Origin of the sequence: Roseovarius sp. EL26, assembly GCF_900327775.1 — a bacterium.
Classification (GTDB): domain Bacteria; phylum Pseudomonadota; class Alphaproteobacteria; order Rhodobacterales; family Rhodobacteraceae; genus Roseovarius.
Map to the genome: position 1 here is coordinate 323,553 of NZ_OUMZ01000006.1, position 23,853 is coordinate 347,405.

General features: G+C 52.6%; 24 protein-coding genes. 12 read left to right on the top strand and 12 right to left on the bottom strand.

The window, feature by feature from the left end; all coding sequences use genetic code 11:
• Window positions 1–7 precede the first annotated feature (7 nt).
• A complete protein-coding gene (locus D9A02_RS06425) occupies window positions 8–967 on the bottom strand; it encodes an ABC transporter substrate-binding protein (RefSeq protein ID WP_120500155.1) in 960 nt (319 codons plus the stop codon).
• 200 nt (window positions 968–1,167) lie between these two features.
• On the opposite strand from D9A02_RS06425, the gene D9A02_RS06430 reads away from it, so the two are divergent.
• Window positions 1,168–2,094 (top strand): LysR substrate-binding domain-containing protein, encoded by a 927-nt coding sequence (locus tag D9A02_RS06430; RefSeq protein ID WP_120500156.1) that lies wholly within the window; start codon window positions 1,168–1,170, stop codon window positions 2,092–2,094.
• Window positions 2,095–2,164: 70 nt separating this feature from the next.
• On the top strand, window positions 2,165–2,578 hold the full coding sequence (locus D9A02_RS06435; RefSeq protein ID WP_254054568.1) for a group II truncated hemoglobin: 414 nt from the start codon (window positions 2,165–2,167) through the stop codon (window positions 2,576–2,578).
• A gap of 26 nt (window positions 2,579–2,604) precedes the next feature.
• Here D9A02_RS06435 and D9A02_RS06440 read toward each other — a convergent pair whose 3' ends face one another.
• The 7 genes from D9A02_RS06440 to D9A02_RS06470 all read right to left on the bottom strand — a co-directional run bounded on the left by D9A02_RS06440 (window position 2,605) and on the right by D9A02_RS06470 (window position 9,195).
• On the bottom strand, window positions 2,605–2,931 hold the full coding sequence (locus tag D9A02_RS06440) for a DUF1330 domain-containing protein (RefSeq protein WP_120500157.1): 327 nt from the start codon (window positions 2,929–2,931) through the stop codon (window positions 2,605–2,607).
• Window positions 2,932–3,103: 172 nt separating this feature from the next.
• Window positions 3,104–4,438 (bottom strand): type III glutamate--ammonia ligase, encoded by a 1,335-nt coding sequence (glnT, locus tag D9A02_RS06445; protein WP_120500158.1) that lies wholly within the window; start codon window positions 4,436–4,438, stop codon window positions 3,104–3,106.
• A 74-nt stretch (window positions 4,439–4,512) separates the two neighbouring features.
• A complete protein-coding gene (locus D9A02_RS06450) occupies window positions 4,513–5,859 on the bottom strand; it encodes an FMN-binding glutamate synthase family protein (RefSeq protein ID WP_120500159.1) in 1,347 nt (448 codons plus the stop codon).
• Window positions 5,860–5,870: 11 nt separating this feature from the next.
• Window positions 5,871–6,554: a GXGXG domain-containing protein gene (locus D9A02_RS06455; protein WP_120500160.1), complete on the bottom strand. Its 684-nt coding sequence runs from the start codon at window positions 6,552–6,554 to the stop codon at window positions 5,871–5,873.
• 1 nt (window position 6,555) lies between these two features.
• Window positions 6,556–7,449, bottom strand: coding sequence for a glutamine amidotransferase family protein (locus tag D9A02_RS06460; RefSeq protein ID WP_120500161.1), 894 nt, complete (start codon window positions 7,447–7,449; stop codon window positions 6,556–6,558).
• A gap of 156 nt (window positions 7,450–7,605) precedes the next feature.
• Window positions 7,606–7,821: a hypothetical protein gene (locus tag D9A02_RS06465; RefSeq protein ID WP_120500162.1), complete on the bottom strand. Its 216-nt coding sequence runs from the start codon at window positions 7,819–7,821 to the stop codon at window positions 7,606–7,608.
• 12 nt (window positions 7,822–7,833) lie between these two features.
• Window positions 7,834–9,195 carry an ammonium transporter gene (locus tag D9A02_RS06470; protein ID WP_120500163.1) on the bottom strand — a complete coding sequence of 454 codons (1,362 nt, stop codon included), beginning with the start codon at window positions 9,193–9,195 and terminating at the stop codon, window positions 7,834–7,836.
• A gap of 380 nt (window positions 9,196–9,575) precedes the next feature.
• On the opposite strand from D9A02_RS06470, the gene D9A02_RS06475 reads away from it, so the two are divergent.
• The 4 genes from D9A02_RS06475 (at window position 9,576) to D9A02_RS06490 (ending at window position 13,455) form a co-directional block, all read left to right on the top strand.
• The gene (locus D9A02_RS06475; protein WP_120500164.1) at window positions 9,576–10,721 is read left to right on the top strand and encodes an aminomethyltransferase family protein; all 1,146 of its coding nucleotides are present in this window, start codon (window positions 9,576–9,578) and stop codon (window positions 10,719–10,721) included.
• Between the two features lie 65 nt (window positions 10,722–10,786).
• On the top strand, window positions 10,787–11,395 hold the full coding sequence (gene dmmA, locus D9A02_RS06480) for a dimethylamine monooxygenase subunit DmmA (RefSeq protein ID WP_120500165.1): 609 nt from the start codon (window positions 10,787–10,789) through the stop codon (window positions 11,393–11,395).
• Complete coding sequence (locus tag D9A02_RS06485; RefSeq protein WP_120500166.1) at window positions 11,392–12,378, top strand: PDR/VanB family oxidoreductase; 987 nt, start codon at window positions 11,392–11,394, stop codon at window positions 12,376–12,378. Before dmmA ends, D9A02_RS06485 begins: the two co-directional genes overlap by 4 nt.
• Window positions 12,379–12,387: 9 nt before the next feature.
• The gene (locus D9A02_RS06490) at window positions 12,388–13,455 is read left to right on the top strand and encodes a DUF3445 domain-containing protein (protein ID WP_120500167.1); all 1,068 of its coding nucleotides are present in this window, start codon (window positions 12,388–12,390) and stop codon (window positions 13,453–13,455) included.
• Between the two features lie 170 nt (window positions 13,456–13,625).
• On the opposite strand, the gene D9A02_RS06495 is transcribed toward D9A02_RS06490, so the two are convergent.
• The 3 genes from D9A02_RS06495 to D9A02_RS06505 form a co-directional block, all read right to left on the bottom strand.
• Window positions 13,626–14,267 (bottom strand): helix-turn-helix domain-containing protein, encoded by a 642-nt coding sequence (locus D9A02_RS06495; protein ID WP_120500168.1) that lies wholly within the window; start codon window positions 14,265–14,267, stop codon window positions 13,626–13,628.
• A gap of 159 nt (window positions 14,268–14,426) precedes the next feature.
• Entirely contained in the window at window positions 14,427–15,404 is a 978-nt protein-coding gene (locus tag D9A02_RS06500; protein WP_120500169.1) for a CoA ester lyase, read from the bottom strand.
• A 113-nt stretch (window positions 15,405–15,517) separates the two neighbouring features.
• Window positions 15,518–16,159 carry a response regulator transcription factor gene (locus tag D9A02_RS06505; protein WP_254054569.1) on the bottom strand — a complete coding sequence of 214 codons (642 nt, stop codon included), beginning with the start codon at window positions 16,157–16,159 and terminating at the stop codon, window positions 15,518–15,520.
• Window positions 16,160–16,365: 206 nt separating this feature from the next.
• On the opposite strand from D9A02_RS06505, the gene D9A02_RS06510 reads away from it, so the two are divergent.
• From D9A02_RS06510 to sucD, 3 genes are read left to right on the top strand one after another with little or no spacing between them, the layout of a single operon-like run.
• The gene (locus tag D9A02_RS06510) at window positions 16,366–17,607 is read left to right on the top strand and encodes an aminotransferase class V-fold PLP-dependent enzyme (protein ID WP_120500170.1); all 1,242 of its coding nucleotides are present in this window, start codon (window positions 16,366–16,368) and stop codon (window positions 17,605–17,607) included.
• Between the two features lie 13 nt (window positions 17,608–17,620).
• The gene (locus tag D9A02_RS06515) at window positions 17,621–18,820 is read left to right on the top strand and encodes a malate--CoA ligase subunit beta (RefSeq protein WP_120500171.1); all 1,200 of its coding nucleotides are present in this window, start codon (window positions 17,621–17,623) and stop codon (window positions 18,818–18,820) included.
• Window positions 18,817–19,707 (top strand): succinate--CoA ligase subunit alpha, encoded by an 891-nt coding sequence (sucD, locus tag D9A02_RS06520; protein ID WP_120500172.1) that lies wholly within the window; start codon window positions 18,817–18,819, stop codon window positions 19,705–19,707. The genes D9A02_RS06515 and sucD overlap by 4 nt, the downstream gene beginning before the upstream one ends.
• Window positions 19,708–20,334: 627 nt before the next feature.
• On the opposite strand, the gene D9A02_RS06525 is transcribed toward sucD, so the two are convergent.
• The gene (locus D9A02_RS06525; RefSeq protein ID WP_120500173.1) at window positions 20,335–20,949 is read right to left on the bottom strand and encodes a helix-turn-helix domain-containing protein; all 615 of its coding nucleotides are present in this window, start codon (window positions 20,947–20,949) and stop codon (window positions 20,335–20,337) included.
• A gap of 170 nt (window positions 20,950–21,119) precedes the next feature.
• On the opposite strand from D9A02_RS06525, the gene D9A02_RS19505 reads away from it, so the two are divergent.
• The 3 genes from D9A02_RS19505 to D9A02_RS06535 all read left to right on the top strand — a co-directional run bounded on the left by D9A02_RS19505 (window position 21,120) and on the right by D9A02_RS06535 (window position 23,757).
• Window positions 21,120–21,248 carry a hypothetical protein gene (locus tag D9A02_RS19505; RefSeq protein ID WP_301951088.1) on the top strand — a complete coding sequence of 43 codons (129 nt, stop codon included), beginning with the start codon at window positions 21,120–21,122 and terminating at the stop codon, window positions 21,246–21,248.
• Window positions 21,248–22,192, top strand: coding sequence for a lipoyl synthase (gene lipA / locus D9A02_RS06530; protein ID WP_174232028.1), 945 nt, complete (start codon window positions 21,248–21,250; stop codon window positions 22,190–22,192). Before D9A02_RS19505 ends, lipA begins: the two co-directional genes overlap by 1 nt.
• 137 nt (window positions 22,193–22,329) lie before the next feature.
• Window positions 22,330–23,757, top strand: coding sequence for a sodium:alanine symporter family protein (locus D9A02_RS06535; protein ID WP_120500175.1), 1,428 nt, complete (start codon window positions 22,330–22,332; stop codon window positions 23,755–23,757).
• Window positions 23,758–23,853: the final 96 nt, after the last annotated feature.

The following is a 23,853-nucleotide window of genomic DNA, read 5'->3' on the forward strand; positions in this document are numbered from 1 at the left end:
CAAGCGATTAGCTTGCGCAGGCGTCGATCCAGGGCTGAACGACAGTACCGGCGTTTTCATCCAACCATTCTTCGGCCGCCTCTTCTGGCTCCATCTCGTCGGTATCAACAAATTTTGCCATTTGAGCGATTTGTGGATTGGTGAAGGAGATTTTGGTCAGAACGCAATATGCGTTTGGCCAGTTTTCCTCCATTCCGTCCCACGCGGCTTTCTTCAGATAACCTTGAGCAGGGTTGCCGCAATCATATGTGACGTCAGGATTGGGGCCAACCGCTGGGTCTGTGTCACAGCCGTCTTCCCATTCTGGAAATTCGACAAATTCACCAGGCCAGACAGCTTCGGCAAAGTTCGGCGTCCAGTTGAAGACAACGACCGGGCGTTTGTCTGCTTCGGCGGCGCCAATTTCGGCCCAGAGAGCAGCGGCGGAACCCGCATTCACAACGGTAAAGTTCATGTCAAGCGCCGCAACGCGTTCTTGACCATGCTTTAACCAGTCAACGGGCCCATCAAGATATCGGCCTTTTTCACCGGTTTCGGCGGTTGCGAACAGTGCGGCGCAATCATTCAATGCTTTCCAGTCCGGTAAGCCTGGGCAAGCTTCCTTGGTCCACATAGGGTACCACCAATCTTCGCGTGTCACGGCATCATGCTCACCTGCATCATGCAATCCGCCCTTTTCAAGTGCGGCACGGAAAGATGCACCAAAGGCCCCTTCCCAAACTTCCATTTCCAAGGTGACGTCACCCAGCCTAACGGATTCATAAACTGCTTGACTGTCAGTAGTGACATATTCGACGTTGTTACCAACGGATTCAAAAATTTGGCCAACAACATTGCTCATCACAATCTGGCTGGACCAGTTGTGGATTGGAATGACGATTGGATCGCTGCTGTCTTCGGCCATTACTGCGATCGGGCTGACCGCCATCGCGAGGCCGGCAAGTGTGGCTTTGCTGATATTTTTCATCATGTTCTCCCTGAACGAATCTTTTATGTGGCAGCGTAGAATTGCCGCTTTGCGATAGTGCCAAATTTCCCCCAACTATTGACCAATAGTTTTGAGGGCCTTAGCCTTCATTAATTAGGGGCAATCTGATATACGTGTTCGCATTGGAGGGGCATTGATTTTGCTCTGCAGTGAAGCATCAGGATAGGGATGAAAAAGATATGCGGGTTTTACGTAAAAACTTGCCCCCACTTGATTATTTTCTGGCGTTTGAGGTCACCGGTCGCAGTGGGAGTTTTGCTGCTGCTGCGCGCGAACTAAACATCTCAGAATCAGCAGTCAGTCGCAAAGTTAAGCTTCTTGAAGAGTACTATAAGACCCGGCTTTTCATTCGGGGGCACAGGTCCATTACGATAACGTCTGAAGGCGCAGATTTGTTGCAATCTGCAGCGCAGGCGTTGGGAATATTGCGAGATGCATCACAGGATATTCTGGCACGAAAAGAGACAAGTTCAGTGTCATTGGCTGCGACAAATTCGGTAGCATCATTATGGTTGATGCCTCGATTGAATCAGTTCAATCAACGAAATCCTGATGTCCAAATTGGCCTGCTTTCGTCTGATGATGACGAAGAATGCCTAGCTGAAAATAACGACCTAGCGATTTTACGTGGAACGGGGGAATGGCCTGGTTTTGATGCAGAGCTATTGTTCGGAGAAACTATCTTTCCGGTGTGTTCGCCTGAGTATCTTAAGCAACATCCTCAGGCATCAGGGACTGAAACCATTGGGCAATTGGATTTGATCGAAGTGTCCAGCCCGCATACCGAATGGATGAACTGGACGACATGGCAGCAACGCCAAAAGATCCCGCGCGGGGACTTTTCCAGGACTACACAGTTCAATACTTATCCGTTGGCTGTTCAGGCGGCGCTGGATGGGCTGGGGGTGACTTTGGGTTGGAAGCATCTTGTTGATCATTTATTGGAGCAGGGTCGTTTGGTGCGCCCATTGGGCGATATGTCTGTTCGCACTAAGGGCGGTTATTATCTGCTGGTCCCAGAGCGCAAACCCAGCTTTCCAGAACGGGAAACGGTCCGGGACTGGTTGTTGAGCCTCAGTGCATCGCGGGACAAGTATCCGCAATAATACGTGTCTTGAAACTGTATTTGCGCTAGATCAAAGTCGCCGTAATAAATGGCGATAAGGTGATCGCGATATGACTGTACAGATAACAACATTGCTGGATCGCATCGGCGGCGAGCCTGCTGTGCACAAGCTTGTGCAGCGGTTTTATGATCTTATGGAAACTGAACCTGCTGTGTATGAATTGTTCCGCCTGCATTTTCGCGGGCATGGAATGAACCATACCCGCGCGGAGCAGTTTGATTTTTTGACTGGCTTTTTTGGTGGGCGTCGCCATTACCGCGAAAAGCATGGCCATATGAACCTGCGCGAGATCCACGAACATGTCCCTATTCGTGAAAAAGACGCCGAGATGTGGCTTGACCTGATGGACCGTGCGCTAAGCGATTGCGGGATGTCTGGCTCGGATGTCGAAAAAATCCGCTCGGCCCTGCGCCGTGCGGCGTTATCATTGGTGAACGATGTGCCTGATTGGCGCGAGGGCTAAATCTTGGCTGATGCCGGTGGTTTCCCTTATCCGGCCGTTAGATAGGGGATGGATCCGGCAATATCGGTGTCGTCGATTACGCGAAAATGACTGATGCTGCCGGCCTGCCGGGCTTCTCCGTATGGGGCATAAGCGGGGTCTGAGGCAAAGTTGTCCAAGGCGTCTCTCGTCGGGAACTCAAGAATTGCAACCAACGTACTATCCGACGTCTCCCCTTCGAGGGTGTCTATGTTGCCGCTGCGAGACAGGTATTTCCCACCGTGTTTCTCAACCAGTTTGTGCACGTGGGCAGCGTATTCTGGGATCCAACTGTCATCTGTCACTGTTACATCAGCGATTAAAAATACACTCATGATAACCTCCTTCTGAAATCAAATTTCGTGATTTACCTTTGCAGGCTACAGAAGTTTGGCTTGAGCACCTAGTTTCACCCTTAAGGGTTGATTTTACTTGTGGGTATTCACGGGCAGTCCAAATAGAAACGCCCCGGAAATACCGGGGCGTATTAGTGGAGCGTTCAGCAGCTTAGATATCAAGCGTGTTGTCTTTTTCCCACTGGCTGAAGTGGGTCACGAAAGAATCCCATTCCTGATGTTTCATCTTCAGGTAGGCGGCTGAGAATTCGTCGCCCATGGCGGATTTCAGGCCCTTGTCCTTGTCGTATTCACGCAGGGCGTCCAGCATGTTCAGTGGTAGTTTTGGCGCACCGCGTACCTTGTGACCCTCGGCGTACATATCGATATCGTGGCGCTTTCCGGGGTCCGCTTTGGAGCGCACACCAGACAGGCCTGCCGCGATGATCACGGCCTGCAGCAGATAGGGGTTCACGGCACCGTCGGGCAGGCGCAACTCGAACCGGCCGGGGCCGGGGACACGTACCATGTGCGTCCGGTTGTTACCGGTCCATGTCACAGTGTTTGGCGCCCAAGTGGCCCCTGACATTGTGCGTGGCGCGTTGATCCGTTTGAAGCTGTTAACCGTCGGGTTGGTGATCGCCGCCAGTGCTGAGGCGTGCTTCATGATGCCGCCAAGGAAATAACGCCCTTGCTCGGACAGGCCCAACTCTGTTGTTTGGTTTTCATCGCTGATGTCGGCCGCAAAAACGTTGGTTTTTGATTGGGCACCGGGGGCATCCCAGACCGAGATATGTGCGTGGCAACCGTTGCCGGTCAGACCTTCGACAGGCTTGGGCATGAATGTGGCGCGGAAGCCGTGCTTTTCAGCGACAGATTTGGCCATGAACTTGAAGAAGCTGTGCTTGTCCGCCGTTGCAAGGGCATCGTCGAAGTCCCAGTTCATTTCCCACTGGCCATTGGCATCTTCGTGGTCGTTTTGATAGGCACCCCAACCAAGCTCTAGCATGTAGTCGCTGATCTCGCGGATCACATCCAGACGACGCATCATAGCCTGCTGATCATAACAAGGCTTTTCGGCGGTATCGAATGGGTCCGAGATTTCATTGCCTTCGGGGGTGAGCAGGAAAAACTCTGCCTCGATCCCGGTTTTGACGTGCATGCCAACTTCGGCAGCTTCAGCAATCAGGCGACGCAACACATTGCGCGGCGCTTGGGCGACATCTTCGCCTTCCATTACGCAGTTGCCGGGCACCCACGCAATCTCTTTGTTCCAGGGCAGTTGAATAACCGCATCGGGGTCTGGCACTGCCAGCATATCCGGGTGCGCGGGTGTCAGGTCAAGCCAGGTTGCAAATCCGGCAAATCCGGCGCCATCTTCTTGCATGTCTGCGATTGCTCGCGCAGGCACCAGTTTGGCCCGTTGTCCACCGAACAGATCGGTGAACGAAATCATGAAATACTTGACGCCGTTTTCCTTGGCATAAGCCGCAAGATCAATCGTCATCAGTTCCTCCCAGAATGTGTCTCATTTGTTTATACGCAAAGGGCGCAGCATTTGTGCCGCGCCCCTAATTATCTTTAGAATCCAGTGCCGGGCTTCCCGGGCCACCATTCTGTTCCTGCCAGTGGAACACGTGCCATGGCAGCGGCTTCCATTGTCAGGGCAACCATGTCTTCGGGTTCCAGATTGTGCATGTGGTTATGGCCACAGGCACGCGCGATGGTTTGCGCTTCCAAGGTCATCACCTTCAGGTAATTGCGTAGGCGGCGACCGCCTTCAATCGGGTCAAACCGGGCCATCAACTCGGGATCCTGCGTTGTGATACCTGCAGGATCGCGACCTTCGTGCCAGTCGTCATAAGCACCGGTTGTCGTGCCCAATTTATTGTATTCGCTTTCCCATTTCGGGTCATTATCGCCCAAAGCGATTAACGCAGCGGTGCCAATAGCAACAGCATCTGCACCCAAGGCCAGCGCCTTGGCCACATCCGCGCCAGAGCGGATACCACCAGAAACAACCAGCTGCACTTCGCGGTGCATGCCCATATCCTGCAAGGCTTGCACGGCGGGGCGAATGATCGCCAAGGTGGGCTGCCCGACGTGTTCGATAAAGACATCCTGCGTAGCAGCTGTGCCGCCCTGCATGCCATCCAGAACAACAACGTCTGCACCGGCTTTGACGGCCAATGTGGTGTCAAAGTAGGGGCGTGCGCCCGCGATCTTCACGTAGATTGGTACTTTCCAATCGGTGATTTCGCGCAGCTCAAGGATTTTAATCTCCAGATCATCGGGTCCAGTCCAGTCAGGGTGGCGACAGGCGGAACGCTGGTCGATCCCTTTGGGCAGGTTGCGCATCTCTGCAACTCGATCCGAGATTTTCTGACCCAGCAGCATACCTCCGCCGCCTGGCTTTGCGCCTTGGCCCACAACGATCTCAATCGCGTCCGCCTTGCGCAGGTCGTCGGGGTTCATACCGTAGCGCGATGGCAGGTATTGGTAGACCAGCTTAGAGGAATGCCCGCGCTCTTCCGGGGTCATGCCGCCATCACCGGTGGTGGTTGATGTGCCGGCCGCATCGGCACCGCGACCTAGGGCTTCTTTGGCTGGACCTGACAAGGCGCCAAAGCTCATCCCGGCGATGGTGATCGGGATGTCCAGCTCAATCGGGTTTTTGGCAAAGCGCGTTCCCAAGGTAACCTTGGTTTCACATTTTTCACGGTACCCTTCGAGAGGGTAGCGAGAGATCGACGCGCCCATAAAGAGAAGGTCATCAAAGTTTGGAACTTTGCGTTTGGCTCCACCGCCGCGGATATCATAGATACCCGTCGCAGCGGCGCGGCGGATGTCGCTGTTTACGTCATTTGAAAATGTCGCAGACTGGCGAGGGGTCGTGTGTGGGATACCGTTATCGTCTGTATCTTTCATGACTATAATCCTTAGTAGGCTGCCGCGTTATCGACATCGAAATTATAAAGGTTCCGCGCTGAACCGTAGCGCGAGAACTCTTCTGGCTTGGCGTCTGAGCCAGCCTGCTCAAGTAGATCTTTGAGGATTTCGATATGTTCGGGGCGCATTTCTTTTTTCTCGCAGTCGGCACCGAGGCTTTTGACCTCGCCACGTACAAACAGGCGTGCCTCGTAGCAGCTATCGCCTAATGCATCACCGGCATCGCCGCAGACAACCAGATTGCCCGATTGTGCCATAAAGGCGGACATGTGGCCAATGTTGCCGTGCACGACGATATTGATGCCCTTCATGGAAATACCGCAACGTGAGGCGGCATTGCCTTTGATCACCAGCAACCCACCGTGGCCGGTTGCACCAGCATACTGGCTGGCGTCGCCTTCGATCACAACTTTGCCTGACATCATGTTTTGCGCAACACCCGGACCAGCCGAGCCATGAATGTTCACAGTTGCCTGCTTGTTCATACCTGCGCAATAGTAGCCGGTTGAGCCCTTGACCGTCACTTCGATCGGGGCGTCCAATCCGACGGCAATGGCATGGCTGCCTTTGGCGTTGACGACTTCCCATGCGGTTTGATTGGTATCATCTGATTGAGCATGAAGCGCTTCATTCAGAGCACGCAGGCCATTGGCCTCTAGATCAAATGTCTGCATCTTAATGGTTCCAGAAATAAACGGTTGCAGGTTCGGGTTCCCAAACGCGAGCCTCTTCGATGCCCGGCAGGTTGACCAGTGCCCGATATTCACTGCCGAAGGCGACGTATTGATCGGTTTCCGCCATCACAGCTGGTTTGCAAGCGATTGGGTCGCGAACAACGCCAAAGCCGTCTTTGGTGCCTACCACAAAGGTGAAGAAGCCATCGAGATCATCAAGCGAGTTCTCAAGCGCTTCGCCCAATGTGTCACCCTTCTGCATGCGCCATGTCAGATAGGCGGCAGCAACTTCGGTGTCGTTCTGGGTTTCTGTGTGGACCCCTTCACGGCCCAGTTTGCGGCGCAGCGAGTTGTGATTGGACAGTGATCCGTTATGCACAAGACACTGATCATCGCCAGTGTTGAACGGGTGTGCACCCATGGTGGTTACCGCTGATTCGGTCGCCATCCGGGTGTGGCCAATGCCATGCGATCCGCCCATTTTTGAAACTTCAAAGCGCGCGGCCACATCCTTTGGCAGGCCAACCTCTTTGTAGATCTCAAGCGTGTCACCACGGCTCATGATGCGGACGTCATCCATTTCCCGTAGTGCTTTTCTGGCGTCCGCCACTTTGTCAGAGGCGATTGCCAGAACCGCATGGGTGTCTTTGCGGGACAATGAAACCGATGTGCCGATCTGGGCGGTCAAGGTTTCTGCCAGATGAGGAAAGAGTGTCTCTGCCTCATCCGATTGCACGGTCAATTTCGAGGTACCACTTTCATCATCACCATAGATCGCAATGCCAGCACTATCCGGGCCACGATCAGTCATCGTGATCAGCATGTCAGTCAACATGTCACCCAGCTGCGGCTCAAGCGATTTGTCCTTCAGGAACAAGCCGACGATTCCACACATATTGAAATTCTCCTTGAATAAACCCGGGTGCCCGGGTGTCCGATTCTGAGACTAGCTCGAGATTTTGATAGAATCAACTACCTGGAATAAAATATTCCTCTAATGAAGAAAGGGCGGAATGACCGCCCTTTCGATTTGCTTGCCCTTATTGGGTGATCAATAGAGTTCCAGCATCTTATCGATCTTGTCTTTCTCACCCATCTTTCTGGCTTCTTCCAAATGTGCCGACTCGCGGACATATTGAATGCGGTGCCAACCTATCCAGAAGGCCACACCGAGCACGACCATCAGAATCTCGGAGCCCTGAAAAGGATACACCGGGCCGACTTCCGCCAGATCTACGGCCCAGCTTTCATAACCAATAGTAGACATTGTTGCTTCTCCTTACTTCGCTTCCAGAGCAGCTTTGTCGGCTGCAATGATATCGGCTTTTGCATCTTCGTAGGCGTGATGCTCTGCGTAATCGAGACCCATCAATTCAACATCCTCAGGAATACGTAGTACACCTGCAGCAGCTTGGATCTTGGCCAGACCCCAACCCGGCAAGAAGCCAAGCAAACCGAACATGATCACCGCACCGATTGTTTGACCAATGGGGTTGATTGTTGCGTAGCCTTCGTATGGTGACGATGGTGCGCCCCACAACATGAAACCAGCAATGATGAGACCAATAACACCGGAATATCCGTGCACGGCAACCGCGCCGACTGCATCATCAAGTTTGAACTTACGTTCAACCCAATAGTGCAACTTGTACACAATCACCACGCCGACAGCGGCAACAAGCATCGCCTGAATCGGGTGATAAAGGTCATTACCGGCAGAGGCAGTGATAATCCCAGCAAGACCGCCAGAGAACGTCCAGAATGCATCGCCTCTAGATACCACATAGGCCGCCATCAAACCGCCAGACAGTGACATCAGGAAGTTAAAGGTGATTGCCGATAGAGACGTCGGTGCAAGATAGATGTTCGTCGCGGTCCAAGTTGTTCCAACGATTTGACCGTCTATAACTTCTGGTGAGATCGCAGGTACGTTGCACGCCGCGTAGAAACCCCAGAAGCCTGTATAGATTAGGAAGATCCCGATCGTTAGCATCCACGGGTTATGTGGTGGGATATCGCGTGGCGTGCCATCTGAAGCGAATTTGCCGAGACGTGGCCCAAGCACCATGATCACGCCAAGGGCGTAGCCACCGGCGATTGCGTGGATCACACCCGATGCATAGGCATCATGGTAACCCAGAACCTTGACCATCCAGCCATCATAATGCCAGCCCCAAGCCGCATCAATGATCCACCAGACCGACCCAATCATGACTGCGTGCAGCCACAAGGCGGATGAGCGGATACGTTCAATTACTGAACCTGATACGATCGAAGCCGCTGTCCATGAGAACAACAAGAACGCCGCCCAGAACACACCAGTAATGCGGTCTTGCAGGTTTGTACCCATGTTTTCGGACCAAGGTGTATACGCTGCCCCGGCTGCGGTATCGATGCCGCCCATGCCCGGAAAGGCATTTGGGAAAGCCCAATAAATCCACCAACCAAAGAAGAAGAACGTTACCGTGACCAATGGAATGATCATAACGTTCTTCATCAAGGTGTGCATATGGTTTCGCCGTCTGCTGGCGCCGACCTCATACATGCAGAACCCCACATGAATGAGAAACATGAAGACGACAGTGACCCAGTAATAGAACTCGGTAAACACCGTTGTCAGTGCATTGAGATTTCCGTCCACGATTTCCCTCCCTAAAGTTTTTTATCGTGTTTTCCATAGGATGGCAGTTCACCCAAGGGAAACAATGTTTCATACTGGGGATAAATGAATCAATCTGTCAACGTTTTGTTGGCTTGCCTCTAATTATTGAGGGCAAGGCCGGATCAAATTATGTGCCTACTTCAGTGGATCTTCATGAGGTCTGTTTGCTAGCCTTTACATTGTCTTCTTTGAAGACAGTGATAACGATTCTGCCTGTCACTTTTGCCTCCTGAGGCATTTTCTTTCGGTCAAAAATTTGCCTATGGGGAAATAAATATGAATATCAGTATTGATTTTTGCGGGCAGATTTGCCTGTATTAGGGAAACATAAAACGAAAATCAGCAAGGAGGGGTAGCGCATGGCTATCATTTGGAGAACATCAGCGCTGTCGCAACGGCACGCAGAAATTGGCGGAGAACTGGAAGATTGGAACGGTATGGGAACCGCATGGTTCTATGATCATTCCCCAGAACGCGCCGAGGCAGACTATGTTGCGATTCGCACTAAGGCGGGCCTGATGGATGTCTCCGGCTTGAAAAAGGTGCATCTTGTTGGTGAACATGCGGCCCAAGTGATTGACCGCGTCACAACCCGTAATGTTGAAAAAATCATGCCTGGTCGCTCCACCTATGCCTCGATCCTGAATGAGCAGGGCAAGTTCATTGATGACTGTATTATCTATCGCCTGTCGGTAAACACTTGGATGGTTGTGCATGGTACTGGCGCTGGCATGGAGCAACTTACAGCCGTAGCCGCTGGTAAAAACTGCGCTGTGATCTTTGATGACAATCTACATGATATGTCACTTCAGGGCCCTGTTGCCGTTGATTTCCTAGCCAAACATATTCCAGGCATTCGTGATCTGGCATATTTTGGCATCATGCAGACCAAGCTGTTTGGACGCGCGGTGATGATTTCGCGTACCGGGTATACCGGCGAACGTGGTTACGAAATTTTCTGTGAAGCCAAAGATGCAATTCACCTGTGGGACAGCATCCTGTCTGACGGTGCTGATATGGGCATTACGCCGGTTCAGTTCTCAACCCTCGATCTGTTGCGCACCGAAAGCTATCTGCTGTTCTATCCCGGTGACAACTCTGAGACCTATCCGTTTGACGATGAACCCTGCGGTGACACGCTGTGGGAGCTGGGCCTTGAGTTCACTGTATCCCCTGGAAAAACCGGCTTTATCGGTGCCGAAAACCATTATTCGGCCGAAGGCAAAGAGCGCTTCAAAATCTACGGTGTCGTGCTCGAAGGTATAACACCGGCTGACGAGGGTGCGATGCTCCTGCAGGACGGTAAGGAAGTGGGCGTTGTCACATTCGGCATGCACTCATCTGTCAACAAACACAACGTCGGTATCGCACGGATGCCAGTTGCCTGTGCAACGCCGGGCACCAAGCTGACAGTTCGCAATGGCGATGGCACCGAGATCGCCTGTACGGCAGAAGAGATGCCATTCTACGATCAAGATAAATCGATCCGCACCGCAAAGGGCTGATCTGAACAGAAGGCGCCCTTTGGGGGCGCCTTTTTCATGTCACGTCTGGGAGGACCAAGAAAGCAATGTCGAAATTCAAATTTCCGGAAAGCATTGGAAGTCGTCCGGTCTACGGTACGCTGGAGCCCCGTAAAGGCCCAGCTCATTTGATGATAGCAGATGCTGAGGGCGCAGAAGCCATTTTAGACCTTGCCAAGCAGAACGCCGATTTGATGGCGCAGACGCATATCATCTATATCCCTAAAGGGACCGGTGAAACCTATGTCGAGCAACTGAATGCCCTGAACCCCAAACAACTTTATGTCGGGCCTAGTTATGAGGCCTCGCTTCAGCGCCTGCGCAAGGTACTGGAAAATGCTCACATGGGATTGCAAGTCTATTTGACCGGCACCGAAGGTCTGATGGGGCAAGCCCAGAACGAAGCAATGACCGCTGGTATTCCGCATACAGCGATCCAGCAAGAGCACCGCGGATCTGTCGCACGCCGGATGCAATGCGTACACTGCAAAGGCATCACCGAGGACGTGATGACCGATCCGTTCGTCTGTGGTCACTGTGGCCTGAATCTGTTTGTGCGTGATCACTATTCGCGCCGACTTGCCGCGTTTCAAGGTGTCTGCATTGATGCAGAAGATCCCGGAAATGTGCCCGAATCAGTGGAGCTTTACAAATGAGCGCAGCCCCTCAAAAAGCCAAAGCTGGTGCCGAAAAAATCGCAGTTATTGTCGATGAGATTGTGCCGTTGAACGAACTGGTCACCCGGTTTCAATTTAAACGCAAGGACGGGCAGCCGTTTCCGCCGTTTTCTGGCGGTGCGCATACCGTGGTGGAAATGCAGGATGGGGACATTACCCGCCTGAACCCATATTCCTTAATGAGCGATCCGGCAGATTCGTCGAAATATTGCATTTCTGTGCGCCGTGATGACGAAGGGCGTGGCGGATCTTTGTTCATGCACCGTAACGTTAATGTCGGGGATGAAATGACGCTGACCTATCCGGTCAACCTGTTTTCGCTGGATCTGCGGGCCAAAAAACATGTGTTTCTGGCCGGTGGTATCGGCATCACGCCGTTCAAGGCAATGATTGCCCAGCTCGAGCGCCTCAACGGCAACTGGGAACTACATTATGCATGTCGTTCCGAGGCATTGGGCACGTATGCTGCGGATTTGACAGAGCATTTTCCAAATAATGTGCATATTTACTATGACGAGCAAAAGCAGGCGATTGACTTGAATGGCTTGCTGGCTGGTCAACCTTTGGGGACGCATGTCTATGTCTGTGGTCCTGCGGGTATGATCAACTGGGTACACAGCACCGCCGAAGCTGCCGGTTGGCCTGCGGACAATGTGCATTCCGAGGAATTCTTGGCCCCACAACCGGGCAAGCCATTCCAGGTGCGCCTGTGCAAGTCTGATAAGGTGATTGAAGTTGGCGAGCATGAAAGCCTGCTGGAAGCGATTGAAAGATCGGGCGTCGAAGCACCGTTCTTGTGCCGTGGTGGGGCGTGTGGTCAGTGCGAAACCGATGTGGTTGAATCTGATGGAGAGTTTATCCACCGCGATCACTGGCTGGAGCCCGAAGAGCATGCCAGTGGTAAGAAAATCATGCCCTGCGTTAGCCGTTTTGTCGGCAAATCGCTGGTTCTGGACCGATAGGGGAACAAGATGACAATTCAGTTTAATAACGAGACCTTCCGCGACGATTATTCGTTCAAGAATTCGGACCGGGCGATCGAGCGTTTTCCGTTTCCTTTTCATGAAGACAGCTACATGTATTCAGTGAATATGGAGCAACACCGTGGCGGCCCCGAAGGGTCGGTCTACGAGATGCGCTTTGATGTGGATGAGCATTATGTCTCGGAGATGCGAGACCGCGCATTGGTTTTGGATCAAGATCCACTTCGGTGTCAGTCGCTGCCGCATATGACATTAGCCGGCTGGGATCTGCTTGAGTTGATCATGGTCTCAAAGTCCGAGGATTACCCGGATCTGTTTGAACTGCACCGTGATGGCAATTCATGGCGCTGGATCAATAAGCCGATGGGCATTGATGATACCTTTACCTTCATGGATGAAACCACGCTACCTTACGGCCCGATGGAGTATATCACCCGGCAGGCGCAAGGCGATTTTGCCGTTCTTGACCAGCGCGATGACATGCTGTGGATGGACGCGGGCATGATCACAACGCAGGCAGACTGGTCGCTTGATTTTGACATCGGAATGAACTTTTTCGAATGGCACGCGCCTGTGCCGAAAGCGAATGAGATGGGGATATTCAAGCGCGCGCTTAAGTTTTTGCTGAACGTTCAGCAGGGTGCACCTGCGCGGCGATTGAATTGGACCATGACGGTTAATCCGTTGCTCGATACAAGCCCAGAAAACTATCATAAGTGGGGCATCCAGAAAACTGAGCTGACGCCTGAAAACCTTGGGTCCAAACAGCACCTGCGGGTAGAGCTGCAGACATTCTTCCGCTTGCCGCGGTCTAACGCGCTGGTCTTTCCGATCCGCTGCTATCTGATTGCGTTTCAGGATATTGTCAGCACACCCAAATGGGGGCGGCGCCTGCACCGGGTGATCCGCGACCTACCGGAGGAGCTGGCGACCTACAAAGGGTTTATCGACAATCGCCCTATGATGTTGGACTACTTGAGCCAATTTGATGATGGTCTACCGACAAGTCCGGGTGTTTGGCCAGATAAGGGCACCGAGCCCGCATTGCAGAAATAAGAAGTTTGGCCGCCTTCGGGCGGCCATTTTAATTGGTGCTTTACACCGAGAGTGGGCGAAGAAATTGACGATCATAGCGCCGGATGCAACCCTCATCCATAGGGCTCTTCAAGCGATACTGCTCGTACTTCTCGTAACAAGTGATCACGGTGCGCTCCAATACATGTGGTTTACTTGTTCTGAGGATAGCTGATGATCGCCAAATAGCGGATCGGTAGCTCAAGCAGCTCTTCCGGGCCATGCGGCGCATCGGAATCGAAAAACAGCGTATCACCCGCCCGCAATTCAAACAATTCGTCGCCGTGACGATAGGTTACTGCGCCTTCCAGCATGTAAATTGTCTCGATTCCGCTGTGTTGGAAGGTTTGAAACGTGTCGGATTCACTAGTCAACGAAATTAAGTAAGGCTCAACAATGACGCCACTGTCGTTCGAGCCAACATGCCCGAGCAATTTGTACTGATGGCCGGCCCGCGTTCCAGTACCTTCGACCTCCACGCCTTCGCCATCTTTGGTGTGCACACAGGCGCGCTGTTCCTCGTATTGGCGAAAGAAGGATGTCAGTGGAACGGAAAGTGCATTCGCCAGAGTCTGCAGTGTTGTCAGGGACGGCGAAGTGTTGCCGTTTTCGATTTTGGACACCATACCGATCGACAAACCTGTCAGTTTGGACACTTCAGAAACGGTCATGTTCATTTGTTTTCGATAAGCGCGAATTTGCCTTCCAATCGCGATTTCCAATACATTCTCGCGATTTTCCCTAAGGGAATGTGGATCTTGTTGTAATACGGGTTGTATAACGGGTGATGGCATGAATTGCTCTTATTTTTAGGTTTTTAAAAGTGTGTAACTCTCAAGAGGTATTCAATTTTACACACTAATTTTCCTGATAGTAAATATATGAGGGGTGGTTTGCGCAAAAAAACACCGCCCAAAATGGGCGGTGTTGCGATTTTATCAGGTGCGGGGGGCTTATGCGCCGCTGATCTGCTTGGCTTTTTCAACCAAAACCTCGGCTTGACGGATTGAAGCATAGTCAATCAGGCGACCATCAAGCGACACCGCGCCTTTACCAGCAGCCTCTGCTTCGGCCATCGCTTCCAGAATGCGTTGGGCTTTGGTGATTTCCGCCTCTGATGGGCTCATCACTTCGTTGGCCAATGCGATCTGGCTTGGGTGAATGGCCCACTTGCCTTCGCAGCCCAAAACAGCGGCTCGCTTGGCGGCGGCGCGGTAGCCATCAGCATCTTGGAAATCACCGAATGGGCCATCGATTGGGCGCAGGCCATTGGCGCGTGCGGCAACCACCATACGAGCCAGAGCATAGTGCCACATGTCACCCCAATGGACCTCGCGGCTGCCGTCTTCGGCAGGGTCTGTCAGGACCGAATAATCGGGGTTCACACCGCCGATAATTGTGGTCCGTGCGCGGGTGCTTGCGGCGTAGTCAGCAACACCAAAATGAAGGCTTTCATTCCGCTTGGAAGCGCCGGCAATTTCGGTGACATTTTGCATGCCCAAAGCGGTCTCGATGATGTGCTCAAAACCGATCCGTTTGGTGTAACCTTTGGCATCTTCGATCTGTGTTACCATCATGTCGACGGCATAAACATCGGCGGCTGTGCCGACCTTTGGGATCATGATCAGGTCAAGACGTTCACCGGCTTGCTCAACAACATCGACCACATCACGGTACATGTAATGCGTATCAAGGCCATTGATTCGCACCGACATGGATTTGTTACCCCAGTCGATATCGTTCAAGGCCTGAATGATGTTCTTGCGGGCCTGCTCTTTTTCATCGGGGGCAACGGCATCTTCTAGATCAAGAAAGATCACGTCAACATCAGATTTTGCTGCTTTTTCAAACATTTGCGGCTGACTTCCGGGAATCGCAAGTTCGCTGCGATTCAGGCGACCAGGGGCCTGTTCGATGGTGTGGAAACTCATTTTGGCGGTGCTCCTTTGGGGCGATTCAGTTCACATGAGGACGAGAAAAATGGCGGAACTGACGCAAAGTCAAGACATTTTATTGCGCGACATTCTGCCTCATGGAAAGAAAATTACCCTCTCGGATCTCCGCTGCCAGCCCGCTGCGAGTAGAAGTAGGCAATCGCCTGAGCGCGATTTCTGACCGAGAGTTTTTCATACAGATTGGAGAGGTGAAATTTGACAGTGTTCGTCGAAATCCCGAGCTCCTTTGAGAGCTCCCGATTGGTCAGCCCTTTCGACAGTTCCTCCAGCATCTGACGCTCCTTTCGCGACAGGCTGTGCAGGGGGTCATTTTTCAACTCTCGTACATCGACAAACGGGAATACCATTTTGCCTGCCGCGACTTCGGCGCAGGTGTCCAAAAGCGTTTTTGTTGGGCTGGAACGAGAAACAAAACCAGCCGCCCCGACTGACATGGCCTGACGCGGTAGATCACCAGTACCGTCGCCGTAGACCACCAGCCGTGGTGGCTTGGGTTGTTCACGCAGAACTTCGATCAGGCGTGCGCCGCCTAAGGCTGGCAATTGCCAATCGATCACACCGACCTGAATTGGAATCCGCATCGCAGTGCCGAGAAATCCTTCGGCGGTGGCAGATGTCGCGACCAGAGAGAATCGCGGATCATCTTCGAAAATTTCAGACATCGCGGACAAAACTAGCGTGTTGCCGTCGGCCAGCATTACGTCGATCGGAGGGATTGTTTCGTTAAGCATATGTTTTTAAACCTGTAATTGGAATAAACCACCCAAAAGAGTTGGGTGTAGAACGGAATACCATGGGATACTTACCCGAATGGCTAGGTTCTTTACTACCTAAATAGATACCCAAAAGCAGGATTAACGAATGTTGTGAATTTTCTCAAGGCTGCGTTTTCTGGGCAGAGCAATAATAACACAAAACCGATCAGGACACCTGAGCCATGAACGCACACATCTTTCCACGGTTAGAAATTCCCGAAACTTTGGCAGCCGGACCTGGGCCCGGCAACACCGACCCCCGTGTTCTGGCGGCTTTCGCCTCTGCCGGTGTGGCGGACCACATGCAGGGCGACGTTCTGCGCGGCATGGTCGAAAGCAAACTGATGCTACGGTCGATTTGGGGCACCCAAAACACATACACCTTCGGCGTTGCCGGCACAGGTTGGAGCGCATTGGATTCAATGTTCAGCGCAGTCATGCCCGGCGACAAAGTTGTCGCGTTCTCGAACGGGACTTTCTCAGGCATCGACGCGCTGACATTGCGCATCAAAGCCTCGACTCGCGAAGAGTTGGCAGCCGATTCGTTGAATCCTCAGGCCGCCAGCGTGACCGTTATCGAAGTGCCGCATGGCAGCTCTGTCACCGCTGAAATCGTCGAGGCGGCCCTGTCCGAACATAAACCAAAATGGGCCTTCATGGCGCATTGGGAAACGGGTTCAGGCCGGATTAATGATCTGCGTGGGTTCTCGGATGCCTGCGAACGCCATGACGTAATGGGCCTGATTGATGCGGTGTCATCTTTGGGTGTCGAAGATTTTTCAATCGACGATTTCCCCGGTGTTGCTGGCTGGGCGTCCTGCCCCCAAAAAGGCATCTGCTGCCTGCCGCTGACTTATGCGCCAATCAGTCTGACTGACCGCTATATCGAAACTCTGCGCGCAAATGGCGCCTACACCTATGTGCACAATCCGATCTTTGAAGCGCGCCACTGGGGCATTGTCGATGGTCAGGATGTCGAAAAGGGTGGCTATCACCGAACCCATTCGGGTTATGCGGTTGCTGCGTTCCATGAATCTCTGCGTCTGACATTGGAAGAAGGGCTGAGTCAGCGCGCTGCGTCCTACACCAAGCACGAAAAGGCCCTGCGCGAAGCGGTCATCGCCATGGGGTGCAATGTCACCTCGAATATGACCAGCCTTGTGGTCTTCAATCTGCCCGAGGCCTTTGCCGGTCGCGAAATGGAACTGGTTCAAGCCTGCCGCGCTGAAGGTTTCGGCATCTGGCCAACCTTGTCCGCGCCAGTACAAGTACGCATCGGGATCCTTAATCAGCTGACGCCGGTTGCGATCACTGAAATTGTAAACCGTTTCGCAGATGCCCTACGCCGGATGGGTGCAAATGTTGACCAGTCTGAAATCGATACATTGCTCAAGGGTCATTATGCCCAAGTGCAGGCCGCATAAACAGGAGGCTTAGATGGATATTCACGAATACCAAGCCAAAGAAATTCTTTCGAATTTTGGCGTTGCCGTGCCTCCGGGTGCATTGGCATATAGCCCGGAACAAGCTGCTTATCGTGCCCGCGAACTGGGGGGTGAAAAATGGATCGTCAAAGCGCAGGTCCATGCGGGTGGTCGCGGTAAGGCGGGCGGCGTCAAACTCTGCGATTCCGAAACGGAAATCCAAGAGGCTTGTGAGGAGATGTTTGGTCGTCGTTTGGTGACCCACCAAACGGGCCCTGAAGGCAAAGGCATTTACCGCGTTTATGTTGAGAGCGCGGTGCAGATTGATCGTGAGATCTACCTTGGTTTCGTGCTGGATCGTAGCAGCCAGCGTATCATGATCGTTGCTAGCTCTGAAGGCGGCATGGAGATTGAGGAAATCTCGGAAGAGCGGCCAGATTCTATCGTACGTTCCACTGTGGAACCCGCTGTTGGTTTGCAAGAATTTCAGGCGCGAGAGATCGCTTTTGCACTGGGATTGGAGTCTGCTTTGACACAACAGATGGTACGGACATTGCGGGGCTGCTACCGTGCCTTCACCGAGTTGGATGCCACCATGGTTGAAATTAACCCGATGGTGGTGACTGGTGACAATCGCATTCTGGCGCTTGATGCCAAGATGTCGTTCGACGACAATGCGCTGTTCCGTCACTCTGCAATTGCTGAATTGCGTGACAAAAGCCAAGAAGACCCACGCGAAAGCCGCGCGGCGGATCGTGGTCTGTCTTATGTCGGACTTGAGGGCAATATCGGCTGTATAGTGAATGGTGCGGGCCTTGCGATGGCCACGATGGACACCATCAAACTGGCCGGCGGTGAACCTGCGAACTTCCTTGATATTGGTGGCGGTGCCACGCCTGAACGTGTGGCAAAAGCCTTTCGTCTTGTGATGTCGGACACCAGTGTTCAGGCCGTTCTGGTGAACATCTTTGCAGGCATCAACCGCTGTGATTGGGTTGCCGAAGGGGTCGTTCAGGCGCTGAAAGAGGTCCAGGTTGACGTGCCTGTGATTGTACGCCTTGCTGGGACCAATGTTGAAGAAGGTCAAAAGATCCTTGCAAAATCCGGCTTGCCGATCATTCGGGCCACAACCTTGATGGAAGCTGCCGAACGCGCCGTGGGCGCATGGCAAAATGATCTGACACAAGCGACAACTGTGAGGGCGTCGACATGAGCATTTTACTGGATAAAGACACACCTGTCATCGTTCAGGGGATCACCGGAAAGATGGCCCGGTTCCACACCAAAGACATGATCGAGTATGGCACCAATGTTGTCGGTGGCGTTGTTCCCGGCAAAGGCGGTGAAGTGGTCGAAGGCGTGCCGGTATTTGACACGGTCAAAGAAGCGGTCGAAGCGACCAATGCCGAAGCGTCGCTGGTGTTTGTTCCCCCCCCGTTTGCCGCAGATTCGATCATGGAAGCTGCCGATGCCGGTATCCGGTATTGCGTGTGTATCACCGATGGTATCCCGGCGCAGGACATGATTCGCGTGAAACGCTATATGATGCGTTACACAAAAGACCGCCGCATGGTGCTGACCGGACCAAACTGCGCGGGCACGATCAGCCCAGGCAAGGCGCTTTTGGGTATCATGCCGGGCCATATCTACCTGCCGGGCAACGTCGGGATCGTCGGCCGCTCTGGCACATTGGGGTATGAGGCTGCGGCGCAACTCAAAGAGCGCGGCATCGGTATTTCCACTAGTGTTGGCATTGGCGGTGATCCGATCAATGGCTCATCCTTCAAGGACATTCTTGCGCGTTTTGAAGCAGATGACGACACAGATGTCATCTGCTTGATTGGTGAAATTGGTGGCCCACAAGAGGCGGAGGCAGCGGATTACATTCGGAACCACATCACCAAACCGGTGGTGGCGTATGTCGCGGGCCTGACCGCACCAAAAGGCCGGACCATGGGTCATGCGGGCGCGATCATCTCAGCCTTTGGCGAAAGCGCCAGTGAAAAGGTTGAAATCCTGTCCGCTGCGGGCGTAACCGTAGCCGAAAACCCTGCCGTGATTGGTGAAACCATTGCACGTGTCTTGGGCAAAGCAGCCTAATATTAACTGGCAGTTGAATGATAAGAAACAAGGGCTTAGGCCCTTGTTTTTGTTTAAGAAATCAAACGTGCCCCCGCAGTGAAATCAACTGAATAACCGGTGCGTACCAATTGATAATTGGCGGATTTGAGCCCAAAGCAGAATTGATAAATTGGGCTCAATAGTGCTCGTCTATATTCGACCTGCTTGGGTATGCATCTCGTTCGAAGTAAAATCTAGATGCAAATACTTCTTTGTGCTTATCAGGCTTGATACCCAGATTGCTCAAATAGTTTCTCACCATCATAATGTCTTGAACGGAAGGAAATTCCCGCACTTCCAGTTGTTCAGCTATTAGCGATGTAACGTCATCACTTCCAAGCTTTGCTGCATCACTGTCGACTATTATACATTAAGCCTCCAGATTTAGATGCTGCGGGTCAGACAAGTATACCTTGTGTTTCCAAGAACATCTGTCGAGCATGGTAAGTACCTCATCAAACGTTGTTTCTTGGTGTTTCATTTGACGCCTGCCATTTAGGCAACGGGTTTTTCAAAGCTAGGCTGGGACTGTACAAGTTGCAACGGCGGCTTTGTCGCGCATAAGCAAAATTGTAGTAAGCACAAACTTCATCTTAGTTTGGTGATCTACAGCTCCAATGATACCCAGAGCACTTTGGCGTCTTCTTCACTGGTTGAGACACAGCCATGGCCCATGCTGCTGTCGTAATACACCGAATCTCCGGCTTGCATCGGCAAGGGGCGATAGTGCTCTGTGTAAAGGGTGAGCTCACCACTGATGACATACATAAATTCTTCGCCACTGTGTCGAACCCAGCTGTCGAACTCGGTCACGTCACGGGCTTTGATCGCACTGATATAGGGCAGCATGCGCTTACTGGTCAGGTCGGTACACAGCAGCTCATGATCATAGGTGCGGGTGACCTGATGTTCACCCTTGTCTTTTTTGGTGTAATCGCGCCGACCCGAGATGCCGGTTTGAGAAGACTGCACAAACAGCTGTGGTGTTCGCAACTCCAGCGTCTGCATCAAGCGGCGGATGATCTCAAAACTGGGTTTGGTTTGGTTGTTTTCGATCTTTGACAGGGTCGAACGCCCGATGGCGGCGGCCTTGGCGGTTTCTTCGAGTGTTAGGCCCATTTCTTTGCGGGCATCACGAATCATTTTCCCAAGGATTTCTCCGTCCGGAGCCTCCATTGCCTCAGCGGCTATGACGACTTCTTCGGTCTGAATGGGCTCCATTTTGGGGATTCTCCTTTGGTTTATTCATTTTAGCATCAGGGGACTCAGCAGTCAAAATCCCTTTAATTTAAATTATGTTGATTAATGGAGAAAAGTTTCCTATAGGGAACAAGAATTCGCTTTTAGAGCTAAATGTGACGTTTTGAGGGTTTTTACTTCGGGAGGGGAAGATGATCAAAAATGGCCTTGCCGCACTTAAAGGCGAGCTTGAAGGATATGCTTCAACACGCTTTTTTCTTCTGTCAGAGACAAAAAAACCAACAACGGTGCAATCAGCCCCACACAAGGGGGAATCGTGATGACTGTGCAGTTGCGCCCGCGTCACCCGGAAAAGGCCAAAAAGGCCGATAGCGCCATTCCGCGAAAGCCTGTGTGGATCCGTAAGAAAAAGGTTGAAAGCCCTGAGTATTATGCGACCCGGCGCCTGATGCGGGATCACAACCTGACAACCGTTTGCGAAGAGGCGGCCTGCCCAAACATCGGTGAATGTTGGTCCAAACGCCACGCAACCATGATGATCATGGGAGAGGTCTGTACCCGCGGCTGTGCCTTTTGTAATGTCATGACCGGGCGCCCGGATGCATTGGATGCGTTTGAGCCAGGACGGGTTGCGTCAGCGGTTAAAAAGCTGGGCCTGCGCCATGTAGTTATTACGTCTGTGGACCGTGATGATCTGGCGGATGGTGGGGCAGAACATATTGCCCAGACCATTCGCGCCGTGCGTCACCAGAATCCAGAAACAACGGTCGAAGTCCTGACGCCTGACTTTTTGGGCAAAGGTGATGCGGCAAAAATAGTGTTTGATTCTGGGCCGGATGTATTCAACCATAATTTGGAAACTGTGCCCCATCTCTACCTCACGGTGCGTCCTGGTGCGCGGTACTATAATTCGCTGCGTTTGCTGGATGATGCAAAAAGTGCTAATCCTCAGATGTTTACAAAGTCGGGATTGATGGTCGGGATGGGTGAAACTCTGAATGATATCCGGCAGGTCATGGATGATCTGCGCGCCGCCAATGTGGATTTCCTGACTGTTGGGCAATACTTGCAACCAACCCCGAAACATCATCCGATTGACCGGTTCTGGTCACCCGAAGAATTTGCCCAGTTGGAACGTATCGCACGCTCCAAAGGGTTTCTAGGCGTGTCGGCCACTCCGCTGACACGTTCTTCGTTCCATGCGGACGAAGATTTTGCCGCCCTCAAAGTCGCACGCCAAAAGGCATTGGCTGCGGGGGCATAAACTTAACGCAATGGGAGGGAAACCATGGAAGCGTTGTTTACTACAGGTCGACAGATCGACCGGCTAGGCAGGAAAGAATCCTGTCTTCAGCGTGATGCATCTGCATCGCTTTGCACACAGCAATCGGAGGTCTAAAAATGGGTTTTCTTGAAAGCATATTTGGTGTCATCGGTGACCTGACATGGGGATGGGCATTGATCCCGTTTCTGGTCATCTTCGGTTTGTTTCTCACGATCGGAACCGGTTTCGTCCAATTCCGCTACTTCAAGCGGATGTTCCGGGTGCTGAAAGGCGACAACCAGTCAGATGATCCGAATACGATTACAGCCCGTCAGGCGCTGTTTGTATCGATCGGTGGCCGTGTTGGTGGTGGTAACATCGCGGGTGTCGCCGTAGCCATCACACTGGGCGGCCCCGGTGCCGTGTTCTGGATGTGGATGATTGCAATTGTCGGTATGGCCACCAGCCTGGTGGAATGTACGCTGGCGCAGGTTTACAAGCGTCGTCAGGATGATGGTTCCTACCGCGGTGGCCCTGCACGCATGATCATGCACGGCCTTGGCGCTGACTATAAATGGCTGGCACTGCTTTATGCGATCTGCCTGATCGCCGCTTTTGGTATCGGTTTCCCGGCATTCCAAGGCAATACAGTGGCTGGTGCTGCTGAAAACGCCTGGGGTCTCAGCCGCTATATCACTGGTGCTGTTCTGACAATTGGTACAGGCTTCATCGTATTTGGTGGTATCCAGCGTATCGCCAAAGCGTGTGATGTTGTTGTTCCAGTCATGGCGCTTATCTATATTGCAATGGCCTTGATCGTCATCGTGATGAATATCGGTCAAATCCCTGGTATTTTCATGATGATCGTTTCCAACGCACTTGGTTTCGAAGAAGCTGTCGGCGGTGGTATGGGTGCCGCGATTGCGCAAGGTCTGCGTCGCGGTCTGTTCTCGAACGAAGCCGGCCTTGGTTCTGCACCAAACGTTGCGGCTGCGGCGGATGTTCGTCACCCGATCAGCCAAGGTATCACGCAATCGTTTTCAGTCTTCATCGACACGATCATTATTTGTAGCTGTACTGCTTTCGTCATTCTGATGAGTGATGTTTATCAGCCAGGTGCAGATGTTGACGGTGTTGTTCTGACACAGAACGCTCTGGTAGATCACCTGGGTGGTATCACTGCACACTTCCTGACCTTAGCTGTTCTGCTGTTTGCTTTCAGCTCGATCATCTACAACTACTATCTGGGTGAAAACGCGCTGTCGTTCATGACACCGGCCCCGTCAGCCCTGTTCGGGTTCAAGCTGGCGCTTATGGCTATCGTCTTCCTTGGTGCCGCTGCACCAAATGCGACAGCTGTGTTCTTCTTCTCAGATCCGATGATGGGTGTATTGGCACTGGTCAACCTGCTGGCCTTGATGATGCTGTTCCCGATCCTGCGTCGCGTGTTGCGCGATTTCGATCAGCAGCTGAAGTCTGGTGTTGAGCGTCCTGTATTCGATCCAAACCAGTTCCCTGATCTGGATCTGGATCACTCTGCTTGGGCTAAGAAAGAAGAGTCCTAAAATAATCCAGGTGCCCGGTCTCCGGGCACCTGACCACAACCGACGGAGTCCTCCTGCTGAGTGAGGGCGACAAAAGTAAACGCCCGGTAAACCAAA